The organism is Vibrio sp. Vb0667, from assembly GCF_033391095.1.
In genome coordinates, this window is the sequence record NZ_JAWPOL010000053.1 from 1 (window position 1) to 12,716 (window position 12,716).

A 12,716-nucleotide genomic window follows, 5' to 3' on the forward strand; every position below is an offset into this window, starting at 1 on the left:
CCAAATAGGCACGGATTTATCAGAGTTTATTTTAGGTTAGGGTGCATGTGCGTCTCTCACACCTTAACTGCGCGTTAGCAATATAAGAGGAAATCAATATGTCAGGAATTACTGAGTTAGATGAATTATTACGCTCTATGAGTCCAAAGTTAATGGAAACAGAGTTCGTGTTTTGTACTGTCTCTGGTGATCTAACAGATTATATTGAGCTAAATCCTGTTGCTACGTTTATTGAATCTGAAGGTTTAACTTTAGTACTAGAAAAATCATCGGCAGAACAAGCAGGTTTGTCGTTTGACGGTACATTTAGCCAAATCACTTTGACGGTGCACTCTAGTTTGGAAGCTGTAGGTCTTACAGCAGCAGTGGCTAGCAAGTTAGCATCAAAGGGCATTAGTGCTAATGTCATTGCTGGTTATTATCACGACCATATCTTTGTTCAAAGTAGCAAAGCTGAAATGGCAGTTTCAGCGTTAGAAGAGTTCAGTGCTTAACGTTGAGCCATATTGCTAACAAAGCATTTAAGACGGATTCCCAACGCTCGGCATTTTTGGTTTGCTTCAACTTAAGTGTCTACGGCACAATACTTTATGTGCAGTGGTCTGCGTTGCTCACCACTTAATGCGGCGTTAGGTTTTCTGGAGATAGTGAATTGAGCAGAGAAATATACGATATGGAACGACGTTGTGTTGATAGGCACAATGATTTAGCGGGTCACATTAATCGGATGAGTCAGCAGCAAGCTCGTATCATGACAAACGAAAATATAGCGGCGACAAAAGAAGTAGTTGCTCACGTATACGGAAAAGCTAACTCTTACAGCAATGTAATTATTGCTGCTGGTTATGTCGGTTTCTTTACTTTATGGTCAAGTCTAAAAAGTGATTTACCTCAATGGGCTATTTTAAGCTCAGGCGCACTTATACTGATATCACTGATGACATTTATAGGATTTGAACTATATAAAATGATCAGTGTTTCAGTACAAATGCACAGAGTCTCAAAACGGCTTCAAAAGCCCGACATGTCGTCTCTAAGTGAAATACAGCGTATTGAGCAAAAAAGCGCACTGATTAACGCTAGGGTCTGGGTTTTTACAGTTATTCCAACAGTTTTGTCGGGATTTGGAGCCGGTATTATATTGTTATACTGCTTTCTGGTTGACTTTATAGCACCATATTTGCAACAAACCTAACAAACAATTTAAGAGTGATTCAGCACGCTTGGCATTTTCGGTTTGGGTTGAGTTCGGTGTTTACGGTGGTCAAATTGAGAGTCGTGGTTGCGTGCTTCACACCTTAATTGGGCGTTAGGCTTACTTGGAGGGATAGTGGAATATTCGTTGAGACAAGCATTAGATTCAGATATCGACTTTCTTCTTAATCTGCGTGATATAACGATGGGTAAGTACCTTAAAGGTTGTGGCATGCCTATAACGAAAGATGCGTATTTAAGTCGAATATTATACGAATTTGAACATGCGAAAATTATTGAAGTCGCTGGTTCTTCGGCTGGTTTGTTCAAAGCAAAATTTAACGAAGATTCTAGCGAATGGTATCTTGTCCAAATTCAAATCCATCCAAGCTACCAAAATCAAAATATAGCAAGTTCTCTTATTTCAATGTTAATCGGTAAAGCCAACCTTACGGGCAGTTCGGTTGGGCTTAGTGTATTAAAAACAAATCCCGCTAAACACTTGTATTCAAGGCTAGGCTTTGTAACGGTTGGTGAAAATGAGCTGGAGTATCTCATGCAGCATAAGCCTAACAAAGCGTTTAAGAGGGACTCCTAACGCTTGGCGGTTCTAGCTCAAAGTTCCGCTTAAGTGTTTATGGCACAATGTTTAAGTTTGGGTGGCATCGCGTTATCGCCCCTTAACGCGGCGTTATAGCGCACTCGAAAATTCGGAATTGATGGAATGGAAAGAATAGAAAAAGATCTTTATGACGCAGCAGTGCAACTAATCGAGACTCGATATCCAACGGGTTGGGGTGGCGCAGCTGCAGTGAGAACCCGATCAGGAAAAATTCTAACTAGTGTTGCTCCAGACGTGAAAAATGATGCGTTATCACTTTGTATGGAAGTTGGGGCTTATTTGGAAGCTCACAAATTAAATGAAGCGGTAACTCATTCGTTATGTATATGTCGTGAAGATGAAAATGGAGACTTTTTGGTTCTATCTCCGTGTGGTATTTGCCAAGAACGTTTGGTTCATTGGGGTGGCGATGTAAAAGCTGCAATTTCAAACGAAAGCAATGAGTTGGTATTCAAAACTATCCGTGAATTAATGCCTCACCATTGGTCGTTGGTAAATGGAAATGCGCTATAACAATGCGTTTAAGGCAGATTCGCAACGCGTGGTATTCTCAGTTCAAATTAAGTTTTGTGTGTAAGGTGTAATGGTTTGGGTTAGGTGTTGGCGTTGCTCACTACTTAACGCGGCGTTATATTTATTTGGAGTTAAAATGTTAGAACCAATTTCTTTATCTATATCTACTGACTGGCCAACGGTGATTGTCACTGGTGCTATAGGTATTGGCAGTATCCTGACTTCCATAGCTGTTGTTTGTATAACCTACATGAATCAAAAAAGTCAAAGCAAGGCAAAGTCCGCTGAATTAAGGTATGAATGGATCAATGAACTACGAAGCAATGTGTCAGAGTTTATATCTATAAGTAGTGTTATTCAGATAAGGTTGTCTGGAGATAAAAAGTATATTTTGAAAGATGACTTTTATAGTCAGTTATGTGTTTTAGCGACCTATAAGTCTAAGATACATCTAATGCTAGATCCAAAGAAAGAAGAATACCTAGAAATAAATGATATTGTGGTTGAAATAATGGCTATTACAAACAATCCAGAAAAAATTGATGAATCTAGGAAGCTATGTGAAGGATTGGAAGTCAAAGTGAATTCTGTGCTGGAAGATGCGTGGTGTAATATTAAGCACAAACTTGAGCGATAAATATAACAAGCAATTTAAGAGGGATTCACAACGCTCGGCATTTCTGCTTCTACTTCAAATTTGGTGTTTATGGCACAATGTTTTAGGTTTTGGTGGAGGCGTTGTTCACCCCTTAATTGGGCGTTATGCTTTTTCTCAAACTTGTAAGTATGGGTACTTTACGTATTCAACGAATATCACTATGTATCATTTACTAGAAATGAGGCTTTTGTCCCTTAATAGACGCTAACTTTTCTGAAAACCATCGCAGCTCATCAAAAATTGCGTTCCGTCTTATCTAACTTATCAGTGGTTTGATAGAGTTATGATTCGATGTGTAAGGAGGGTTTTAGATGGGAACTATAATAGGCTTGGTCATTTTAGCAGCGATAGATTGGTATCTTGTTCGTAAAACAGGACTTCATATACATCAACTCATTTCCAAAAAGTATGCCGAGCATTCGCGTAGTAAAGAACATCAGAAATAAGACCTCTTTAGGCAACAAGCTAACTGTATATGGCGTTGGCATCTAACCGTGCCTACTGATAGAACAAGCATAACAAACTGTTCAAGAGGGATTCGCAACGCGTGGCATTTTCACTATGCGTTGGTTTTAGTGTTTAAGGTGGTATGCAGCGGCATCTGTATTGCGTTGCTCACCCCTTAACAGGGCGTTATGTAGCAGGGATAGTATGAACAATTATCAACAAATTTTAGTGAGAATACTGGATAAAATACCGTTTCCTGAATTTAGGAAACGAATGGTTGGATTTATCAAAAATCCAACCTTAGACAGTAGTTACGCATGTTCTATTCAGCTCCAGCATTCCGGTATTGACATATTTAACGCATTAGGATTGTTGTCAGTGGCATGTGTATTCTTAGCCTTTGCTGAAAAGTCTTGGGCTGTACTCAAAACAATATCGGTATTTAACCCTGTCTACACAGTCGGTATATATATCGCAAATGGTATTGTGTACTCAATCACATTATCCTTAGTGTTTACGGTTTGGTATTGTTTGAAAGTAGGTCATGTTAATTCTTATAAAGACATCTCTTACAAGGTATTTGCTCACGGGTTACGTGTATATGCTTTATATGGTTTGCTTTTAGGGTTCCCATTTATAAAAAGCTACGGGGATCTTTTACTTAAAGGGATATCTCCTAAGCAGTCATTTTTCCACCTAGGGTGGATGATGTATATATTAGTTATATTGGTATGGTGGCCATTTAGGTTGTTGGTTAATCCAATATTCAAATTGATGGGGTTTCATAAATTCACAAAAACTGCTTGGTTCGTAACTGCATGTTTTTGCTTCGTAAGTTTTCAACCAGTAAAAGCAATAGTAATAGGCAGTGGTGATAAAATGATTAGCTATGAGCAGCAGTGTGAGATATTCAAAACAGGTGAGTTCTACAAGCGCTTGAGTGGAAGGGCAAAAGAAGAAGCGGAAGCATACTTTTGCAAAGCTACATAACAAAGCATTTAAGAGGGATTCACAACGCTTGGCAGTTTTGGTTTGAATCAGCTTTAGTGTTTACGGCACAATAGCTTAGGTTGGGTGGTGGCGTTGTTCACCCCTTAATGCGGCGTTATGCTACCGATCGAAATCTTCAATAAGGAATACCATGAAACAGAATATTGTCCATATTGCCTTGGTTGTAAAAGACTATGATGAAGCAATTGAATTTTACGTAAACAAACTCAAATTTGAGCTTATTGAAGATACTTATCAACCTGAACAAGACAAACGTTGGGTGGTTGTAGCTCCACCAAATTCTCATGGAGTTACGTTGTTACTTGCCAAAGCCTCGAAACCAGACCAGCATGATTTCATTGGTAATCAAGCTGGCGGTCGAGTATTTTTGTTCTTAAATACTGACGATTTCTGGCGTGATTTTGAGCGTATGAAATCGATTGGTATTAACTTCGTCCGAGAGCCAGTAGAACAAGACTATGGAACGGTAGCCGTGTTTGAAGATTTGTATGGAAACTTGTGGGATCTTCTTCAATTAAACCCAGATCACCCAATGGCGAAAAGGTAGCATAACAAACAGTTCAAGAGGGACTCAGCACGCGTGGCATTTTTGGTATGCGTTTATTTCAGTGTTGAAGTGCTGTGTAGATGCTTGGTCATTGCGTGCTTCGCCCCTTAACTGGGCGTTATATTTTTCTGTTGCATATGCGATAATGGTGGAAAATATTTTTTAGGAATCTGCAATTTATGAGCTACCTTCGCAAGCTGTTAAGTGAAGCTAGTGATGCGATGTTTAAGGTATACATCGGTATCTTTTTACTTGTGGTACTGATCTTTAAAACTACAGTTACATTCTATTTTCTAGATTCGAATGCTTCTTTTTTGGAGTATTTCAAAGGCAACTTACTTCCCGAGTTTACAGGGATGGTTGTGGAGTTAATGCTTTTCATTTTTGTTATTGATGTGCTCCGCGATTCTGAAAGGAAAAACCAAGAAAGGTTGAAATCTATAGCTGAGCATAATGAGAAAGTAGAAATTGAGCATAGGCTTAGACATCAACTTCGGATTTTAGTACGGCGCGTATTTGAAGATGTTGATTTAGATGGTTCTAATACTGGAGCTAACTTCAAATTTCACGCTTCTGAGCATGAAGAGAATCAAAAAACTCTTCGAGTACTGAAGTCAATGTTGAGTGATGAGCTAGACAGTAACGTTTTTGCAGACAATCTAGTTCAATCGGCTTTGTTTGAATTGCCAATGATTATGTCATTAGCATCAGTGAATTCGAACCTGAGCGGGCGACACCTAAAAGCTTGGATGGCCATTATCTTTTTTCTCAAGCAAATATCCGAAAAGAAAAACCTAAAGGACAACACTGAAAGGCTAATCGACTGGATAGCTATGTTCGACAAGTTTAGTTTTCAGCAAAAGCTGGTATGAAAAATATAACAAACAATTTAAGAGTGATTCGGCACGCGTGGCATTTTTGGTTTGCGTTGGCTTTAGTGGTTAAGGTGGCATGCGGCAGCATTGGTATTGCGTGCCTCACACCTTAATTGGGCGTTATGTGCTACAAAGTAATAAGTATGAGGTTCGGTTGTGGAAGAAATATCCCTAAAGTTAGATGCGTTGGAAAAAGAACATTATTCCCTTGCAGAATATTACGAACATAAAGGTTCATATGAAATGTCATACGTTGCTTTGTGGACTGTTTTAGAGCACATCATGAAACCAATTGCTTCGATCGGCGTAAAAAAGAAGCTCGAATCTGAGTTGCTTGAGTGGGTTAATCATATTCAAAAGCCAACTCCAGGCAAGCAGCCCAAGGAAATCAAGAATTTCAAAACAGAGTATAAGGCGACATCTATACCACCAATGACACTCATCGAAGAGACTATTGGCGAGTTGCCCAAATTAAGGGTGCTAATGGATTCTAAGGGAAAATATCGTCGTAAGCGTAATGATATCGCCCATCGCGCTGAGAAATTATCAGAAGCTTCGTATTTAGACTATAAAGAGTCTGTCTTAGCAGCAGTTATTGAAGTTAAACAAAGGCTTCGGGAGCTTGAAGAACGCACATAACAAAGCATTTAAGAGTGATTCGCAACGCTTGGCAGTTTCGCTTCGCTCAAGTATAGCCAAGCGTCGCTCACACCTTAATGCGGCGTTATAAGAATTGGTGACTTATGTACTATTTAAAGCAGAATGTTCTAGGAAAGGTGCCAAAAATTGAGCTAACTGAAAAAGAGTTCCTAGAGATTCAAAATGCAAAGAAAACTTTAAGGTGTACTCTTGCTATTGAAGAAAAATTCGAAATTCTGCTCTCTAACCTTAAAGAGTTGGAAGGAGAAATTGCCAAGGAAACAAGTTCTAATCAAGCATTAATGTCGGTTAGTTATACAGGCCCCTTTAACTTTCGAATTTTACTTGAGCGTAGACTTGCTAATCTTTTGACCTCAACAAAGACATATGTGGATCAGGTTCCATCCAATGTTCATGATAGTTTTGTTGAATCAACAGGTATTCTTGAAGAGGTAAAACAATATTTCTGCGATGCTTACGACTCTTCGATAGATTATCGAGTTATGGAGATGCTGCGGAATCACGTACAGCATAACGGGATCGCAATTCACTCAGTGCAGCATAATTCGAAACGTACTAATAATGGCATGAGAAATGAGGTTCTTGCTTTATCCAAAAAGGCCGAGCTTGTGCAAAATAGAAAGAACAAAAGAGCAACGTTAAACGAAATCCATGATTCAATTAACCTTCTAGCTTCTTGCCAAGAGTACGTTGCGAAACTAACAGAAGTTCACCGAAAAATTCGAGACAAAGTTGGACCAAATACGTCAGAAGCTAGACTCGTGTTCGAAAAAGCTATTGATTGTTACAAGCAACAAGGTGGAGACCCGTTGGGGCGCTTAATGCTTTCCATGAAAGAAAAGACGAAAGTGTCCTAGTATCAATTTTTCTTGAGTTCGATGATATTCGAATAAACTTGCAGGCTAAAAACTTGGTGTAAGATGAAAAATTCTTATAACAAAGCATTTAAGAGTGATTCCCAACGCATGAAATTTTTCATTCCATCGTTGGGTTTTGTGTTTAAGGTGGCTCGGTTAAGTTTCGTGGTAGCGTTGCTCACACCTTAATGCGGCGTTAGTTTCATAACATTTCCTATACACCACTGAGTGCATATGTTATTCTTTTTACTTCATAAAATAAGCCCTAAAATTATACATGGATGAGTGATGAGTAACGTAATTTCAGTTAGCAGTTTACCGTATAATTTGCCAAGCCATGAGCAAGAACAATTAAGAATATTAGCTAAAATAATCGGTTTTAAACCAGAACTACTTGTTGGGGCTGGAAAAGTAGAAGTAGATGCGATTTGTTCGATGATCTTGTATAGACATCTCAGTCAGAAGCAACGAGTAGATGCTATGAAACTGATACGAAGTGTTTCGAATAGAGCCTTAATGGGAAAACTAGTAACAGGAGCGCTAGACACTACTTTTGTTAACCCACAATATGGCATGTGGTCAATGACTGAGAAAGAGTTACAGTCTGATAAAGATTTTCATAGCTTTTTAGACAATTTCGCTAGTTATATAGGTATTGGTGCTTCAAGCCTTGGACTCAAAGACCTATACAAGGAATCTAAAGCTAGAGGTAAACTTGGCAGAGGTGGTTTAGCTATGCTTGTCATTTGGGGAGCTGTTGCGTTTAATAAGTCTGAATTAAAAAAAGTTAATACAGAGTTAGAAAATCGAAGTGTACGATTGGTTTCGGGGCTTCATCAATGATTTCAAATATTATTTCTTATGTGCTTGTCATTGTCTTCGCTATATGGTTGTGGAATGATGCTCCAGCTCAACATAGAGATAACCTGTTCTATGTGGCCGTAGTATGTTCTCAAATCGGTTTCTTTATTTATTCTCGAAAGTTAGAGAAACTTAAAAATAAGGTAGAAGACTTGGAAAATAAGCACTCTCTAGAAACAAAAAACTAACAAGGCATTTAAGAGTGATTCCCAACGCTTGGCATTTTTTATGTCATCGTTGGGTTTCGTGTTTAAGGCGTACAGGTTTCGTCTGGTGGTAGCGTTGCTCACACCTTAATGCGGCGTTAGTTGCCAAGAGGATAAACGTAACCAAATCACAAGGTTTAAGGTTAGAAATGCTAAAGTTTGGAAGTGAATTTCTAGGCTGAAAATGGTTAATCTCGGTTTGGTAATGTCATTTTTTAGCTTCAGTTTTTGGGCAAATGAAAGCTCACTTTTTCTTTGTTTTTGAAGCAGTTTGTACAATTAAAACGACATTACTTGTTGAAAATTCGCTCTTTGAGTTTGTCGCTTCAAAAGCTGAATTGCTTGCTGAAATGACGTTTTCTTTGGTTTGGTGAGTTCATGTGGTTTCAGTGACTTTGTTGAACCTACGCATTGCGAGATTATCGGTACAAAAGCGTTTTTTGGTGTTGTTAGTCCGTTTTCTTCGGCGTTGAATGTTCTACGTGGTTTCATTGAGTAGTCGCTTTGAAACTGCGCCTGACTATAATGCATCAAAGCACATAATTTTTGATGTTCGCAAAGTTAAAACTGTCATAAAATCAGCGTTTTGGTTTGGCAACTAACAAACGCTTCAAGACGGATTCGCAACGCGTGGCATTTTCATCATGCGTTAAGTTTAGTGATTTAGGCGGTTTGCAGAAATATCGTATTGCGTTGCTCACCACTTAAGCGGGCGTTATTCATCATATTCGTAGTAGGTAAAAATGGATAGTACAGAAAAAAAACTCAAAGTTATCATCCCACAAGATGTTCAACAAAAAATGGAGAATGGCGAGTACATATTAAGAGGTAGTCAAGTTAGAGATAATTTGGGGAAAATTGTTTGTAACTTAGAGACATTGGATGTTGAAGATGATGACTATTTTTCTCCTAGTCTTTTCTTGATACAAAATAACCACACGTTTATATCTCAATCTGTTATCTCGAAAAAGCTAATTAGTGACCTTGAGAGCTATAAAAGCAAGTTTGTCGCAATAGAAAACAAGCTTGATGAGGTGATTGAGTTTCAAACGAATTCCTTGGTGTCAAAAGTTTCAAGTTTCAATGAATTTTTTGCTACATTCCAAGAAAAAAGTAGCCTCTCAGATCAACGTTCGGTCTTCTCTAGTGGTATTAATGCTGCTTCAGAAATAGCGGCTAACTTAGAGTTGTATATTAAAAGATATTTAGATGGGACAACCGTCTTTCATCAAAACGCACACTATAATGGTCAGCTTTACTCTGACTATAAGAAGATAGATGGATACAAGCCAAGTATAGAAAGAACAGCGTTTAGTAAGTTTTCTGATAGCAAAGCTTTTTATTTTATCTATGCTTTTATGAACATCATTAACAATCTAAATATTCTTAGTTTGTGTGTAGATAAAAAGGTTCATCCCAGATATCAAGATAACCTCCTTGAAGTCAGAACCAAACTGGTTAATTTGATAGAAATCCTGATTAATGGTTTGTGTAATGAAAATAATATCTATCAAATGTGTTATTCAACTAATTATTCAAATTTATATTATCCATTGAAAAATTTGATGAAAATAGTCGAGTTTGACTCTAAAAGGTCAATAAACGATCTAATCTTGGCTCATTATCCCCAAAAAGTTAGTGTTAGTTATGATGAAAGCCGCGTAGATTCTTTGAATACTTGTATTTCATTGATTAAGGAAATTGACAGCCTGTTGTCTCGAAGTAATCAACTCTCTGATTTGAAATTAGAAGAATTACCTGAAATTACCGAGCTTGTATGGTTGGCGCTGAATGATGAATAACAAACTGTTTAAGAGTGATTCGCAACGCGTGGCATTTTTACCATGCGTTGTCTTGAGTGTTTAAGGTGGTATGCGGCGGCATCGGTATTGCGTTGCTCACACCTTAACAGAGCGTTATAACTCTTTTGTCAGTTTCATTGTTACACCTTTGATCTTGAAGAGCCTCAAGAACAATTAACTTGTTGTTAGTATGGTTGCTTATTTTGTGAGACCTTTTCGTTCAAACAATTGATGGGGAGGTTTTTAAATGGCAGCACGTCCTAGCTTACTAAAAATGAAAGTGGCTTTTGCAAAGGTTAACCGAGGTGTATCGGACGTTGGTACAATAATTGGTGGTAAAGTGAATCACAATATCAATGTGCTAACACCAGAGCAGGGCCGTTTTGAAAATGCATGTGCAATTCGGATGTCATATGCACTTAATTATGCTGGTTTTAAGGTTCCTTACATTAAAAATAAAACTGTATCTGGTGGACAGGGAAATTGGTATATCTACAGAGTCAGGGATTTGATCAGCTTCTTGCATCAAAAGTTTGGTGATCCTGAGGTTGTAATTGAAAATCCTAACGCGAATAAGTTGGCTGACTACAAAGGTATATTGGTCGTTGATGTGGATACTTGGCTAGATGCATCAGGGCATGCAAGTATTTGGACTGGCTCAAGATGTACGGATAGTTGTTACTTCCCACAAGCAAAGAAGGCGTACTTATGGAAACTAGAAGATTAGTCAGCACTATATTTGTTGCAACTTTTAGCGTGGGATTAAGCGCAAGTCCATTGAGCACTCAAAGTGATGAGCAGTTGTTTAAAAAATATGCGCTTTCTTCTTGTATTGCGACTTATTACAAGGGCTCCGATGTGGCCAAAGATGCGGTAACGGCAATGCAAGGCTACAGAGAGTTTTCTAATTTGCCTTTGGATGCATTTTTTGAGCTCAGTGAATTATTGAGCAATGAGAATATTGACTCTTATAAATCAAAAAGTGGTAGTGCAATAGAATTGGCATATTGTTTAGACTTCGCGAACTCAGAAGACGTTCATAAGCTATTGACTAAGGCAAAATCAGAGTTATAACAAACTGTTTAAGAGTGATTCGCAACGCATGGCATTTTTACTATGCGTTGCGTTTTGTGTTTAAGGTGGTATGCGGCGGCTTTAGTATAGCGTTGCTCACACCTTAACAGGGCGTTATATTTTTCTGAGGTTTCGATGGAACAAATAATTTCTAGATCATTTGATGAAATGGTCGCGACTTACACCCGAACGCTAACAAACTTTTATCCAGCGCGAGGGAGTACTGGTTTCACAGAAGCTAACCAAGTTCATATCTACGTAAATGCCCTAGTGAAATGTCTCGATGATGATCGAGCTGTATCATGGCTTGAGTTTCCTTGGTTTGAGAAAAAGCAGCACATTGATGGTTTTGTTTTTTCTCCTAAGCACAAAGCTGTTTTTTTCATTGAGGCAAAACGTTTATCTCACACAAAGAAAAAACAAGAAATTATAAACGATATTGAGCGTCTACATCATCGAGACAAACAGTTCCTTAATGACAATGGGGTTACCGGTTTCGAAAGTGAATACGTAGTTGCTTTATCTGATGTTTGGCTTGAGACAAAGTGGAAACGTTCGATGCCTGAATGGTGGTGTGGACTAAACAATGTACCAGAGCAAGTTGTGGCACATGGTTCACTTAGTACTCCAGATAGTACCATTCACAATAGCTTGGTTGATATAAATTGGCACCGAAGTACCCCATTTGCATACTGGATGGGTGAGCATTGTGAAAGCGTAAAAAACTACTGTTTACTGATGGCGGCATCAAAAATATAACAAACAATTTAAGAGTGATTCCCCACGCTTGGTATTTTTGGTTTGGATTTGGTTTAGTGTTTACGGTGTTCAAATTGAGTGTCGTGCTAGCGTGGCTCACACCTTAATTGGGCGTTAGGCTAATGGGAGTATCAAATGAATTTTGTTATTAAAACTAGAAAGTTAACTGAAAACGATTTGGGACGAGATTGCCTATTTCCAGTATTAGAGCAAGATCGATATGAAGAGCAACTAAAACTGTTGGCTGAAGATTTTAAAGCAACTAAAGGGATAAACTCTACATCAGTCGTTGGAGCTGAAATTCACATAGATAGCAGTTATTCCGAACAAGAGTTACTCAATAACCTCAAGCATCTTTTTCAAAGAGACTTTTGTATAGTTCGGTTCCAAGCCATTGAATCATTAGCCTAACAAACTGTTCAAGAGGGATTCGCAACGCATGGCATTTTCACTATGCGTTAGTTTTAGTGTTTAAGGTGGTTTGCGGCGGCTTCGGTATTGCGTTGCTCACCCCTTAACAGGGCGTTATTTCCGCAACGGATCTCTCAGGCTAAATGTACGTGATTGTAGCCTAAGAGTGAAAGTGGCGGGGTAATAGGGTGGAAAAGCGGCGAAAAGGGCGAATATTGG

The 12,716-nt window shown here is 38.5% G+C and carries 16 protein-coding genes; all 16 read left to right on the forward strand.

Features of this window, described 5'->3' with window-relative positions; genetic code table 11:
• Positions 1-98: 98 nt before the first annotated feature.
• The gene (locus tag R8269_RS22685) at positions 99-494 is read left to right on the forward strand and encodes an ACT domain-containing protein (protein WP_025523752.1); all 396 of its coding nucleotides are present in this window, start codon (positions 99-101) and stop codon (positions 492-494) included.
• 158 nt (positions 495-652) lie between these two features.
• Positions 653-1,195, forward strand: coding sequence for a hypothetical protein (locus R8269_RS22690; RefSeq protein WP_155604213.1), 543 nt, complete (start codon positions 653-655; stop codon positions 1,193-1,195).
• Between the two features lie 135 nt (positions 1,196-1,330).
• Positions 1,331-1,792, forward strand: a complete 462-nt coding sequence (locus R8269_RS22695) for a GNAT family N-acetyltransferase (RefSeq protein ID WP_213907473.1) — start codon at positions 1,331-1,333, stop codon at positions 1,790-1,792.
• A 126-nt stretch (positions 1,793-1,918) separates the two neighbouring features.
• Entirely contained in the window at positions 1,919-2,329 is a 411-nt protein-coding gene (locus R8269_RS22700; protein ID WP_053313027.1) for a cytidine deaminase, read from the forward strand.
• A gap of 136 nt (positions 2,330-2,465) precedes the next feature.
• Positions 2,466-2,966, forward strand: coding sequence for a hypothetical protein (locus R8269_RS22705; RefSeq protein WP_031846630.1), 501 nt, complete (start codon positions 2,466-2,468; stop codon positions 2,964-2,966).
• A gap of 672 nt (positions 2,967-3,638) precedes the next feature.
• The gene (locus R8269_RS22710) at positions 3,639-4,424 is read left to right on the forward strand and encodes a hypothetical protein (RefSeq protein ID WP_029817167.1); all 786 of its coding nucleotides are present in this window, start codon (positions 3,639-3,641) and stop codon (positions 4,422-4,424) included.
• Positions 4,425-4,575: 151 nt separating this feature from the next.
• Positions 4,576-4,992, forward strand: coding sequence for a VOC family protein (locus tag R8269_RS22715; protein ID WP_213907472.1), 417 nt, complete (start codon positions 4,576-4,578; stop codon positions 4,990-4,992).
• Positions 4,993-5,171: 179 nt separating this feature from the next.
• Positions 5,172-5,864 (forward strand): hypothetical protein, encoded by a 693-nt coding sequence (locus R8269_RS22725; RefSeq protein WP_025769032.1) that lies wholly within the window; start codon positions 5,172-5,174, stop codon positions 5,862-5,864.
• Between the two features lie 159 nt (positions 5,865-6,023).
• Positions 6,024-6,506, forward strand: coding sequence for a hypothetical protein (locus tag R8269_RS22730; protein WP_158156621.1), 483 nt, complete (start codon positions 6,024-6,026; stop codon positions 6,504-6,506).
• A 104-nt stretch (positions 6,507-6,610) separates the two neighbouring features.
• Positions 6,611-7,384: a hypothetical protein gene (locus tag R8269_RS22735; RefSeq protein WP_149192530.1), complete on the forward strand. Its 774-nt coding sequence runs from the start codon at positions 6,611-6,613 to the stop codon at positions 7,382-7,384.
• A gap of 288 nt (positions 7,385-7,672) precedes the next feature.
• Positions 7,673-8,227 (forward strand): hypothetical protein, encoded by a 555-nt coding sequence (locus R8269_RS22740; protein ID WP_236147241.1) that lies wholly within the window; start codon positions 7,673-7,675, stop codon positions 8,225-8,227.
• Between the two features lie 967 nt (positions 8,228-9,194).
• Positions 9,195-10,253: a hypothetical protein gene (locus R8269_RS22745; protein WP_213907470.1), complete on the forward strand. Its 1,059-nt coding sequence runs from the start codon at positions 9,195-9,197 to the stop codon at positions 10,251-10,253.
• 247 nt (positions 10,254-10,500) lie between these two features.
• Positions 10,501-10,980, forward strand: a complete 480-nt coding sequence (locus R8269_RS22750) for a type VI secretion system amidase effector protein Tae4 (protein WP_054577360.1) — start codon at positions 10,501-10,503, stop codon at positions 10,978-10,980.
• A complete protein-coding gene (locus tag R8269_RS22755; RefSeq protein ID WP_054577359.1) occupies positions 10,962-11,327 on the forward strand; it encodes a T6SS amidase immunity protein Tai4 family protein in 366 nt (121 codons plus the stop codon). The genes R8269_RS22750 and R8269_RS22755 overlap by 19 nt, the downstream gene beginning before the upstream one ends.
• 135 nt (positions 11,328-11,462) lie before the next feature.
• A complete protein-coding gene (locus tag R8269_RS22765) occupies positions 11,463-12,086 on the forward strand; it encodes a hypothetical protein (RefSeq protein WP_318222667.1) in 624 nt (207 codons plus the stop codon).
• Positions 12,087-12,221: 135 nt separating this feature from the next.
• Positions 12,222-12,497, forward strand: coding sequence for a hypothetical protein (locus R8269_RS22770; protein ID WP_318222668.1), 276 nt, complete (start codon positions 12,222-12,224; stop codon positions 12,495-12,497).
• Positions 12,498-12,716: the final 219 nt, after the last annotated feature.

Coding starts and splice junctions, on each gene's coding strand:
- R8269_RS22700 (WP_053313027.1), top strand. CDS start 1,919: ATGGAAAGAATAGAAAAAGATCTTTATGACGCAGCAGTGCAACTAATC.
- R8269_RS22725 (WP_025769032.1), top strand. CDS start 5,172: ATGAGCTACCTTCGCAAGCTGTTAAGTGAAGCTAGTGATGCGATGTTT.
- R8269_RS22755 (WP_054577359.1), top strand. CDS start 10,962: ATGGAAACTAGAAGATTAGTCAGCACTATATTTGTTGCAACTTTTAGC.
- R8269_RS22765 (WP_318222667.1), top strand. CDS start 11,463: ATGGAACAAATAATTTCTAGATCATTTGATGAAATGGTCGCGACTTAC.
- R8269_RS22770 (WP_318222668.1), top strand. CDS start 12,222: ATGAATTTTGTTATTAAAACTAGAAAGTTAACTGAAAACGATTTGGGA.
- R8269_RS22735 (WP_149192530.1), top strand. CDS start 6,611: ATGTACTATTTAAAGCAGAATGTTCTAGGAAAGGTGCCAAAAATTGAG.
- R8269_RS22740 (WP_236147241.1), top strand. CDS start 7,673: ATGAGTAACGTAATTTCAGTTAGCAGTTTACCGTATAATTTGCCAAGC.
- R8269_RS22710 (WP_029817167.1), top strand. CDS start 3,639: ATGAACAATTATCAACAAATTTTAGTGAGAATACTGGATAAAATACCG.
- R8269_RS22705 (WP_031846630.1), top strand. CDS start 2,466: ATGTTAGAACCAATTTCTTTATCTATATCTACTGACTGGCCAACGGTG.
- R8269_RS22715 (WP_213907472.1), top strand. CDS start 4,576: ATGAAACAGAATATTGTCCATATTGCCTTGGTTGTAAAAGACTATGAT.
- R8269_RS22745 (WP_213907470.1), top strand. CDS start 9,195: ATGGATAGTACAGAAAAAAAACTCAAAGTTATCATCCCACAAGATGTT.
- R8269_RS22685 (WP_025523752.1), top strand. CDS start 99: ATGTCAGGAATTACTGAGTTAGATGAATTATTACGCTCTATGAGTCCA.
- R8269_RS22750 (WP_054577360.1), top strand. CDS start 10,501: ATGGCAGCACGTCCTAGCTTACTAAAAATGAAAGTGGCTTTTGCAAAG.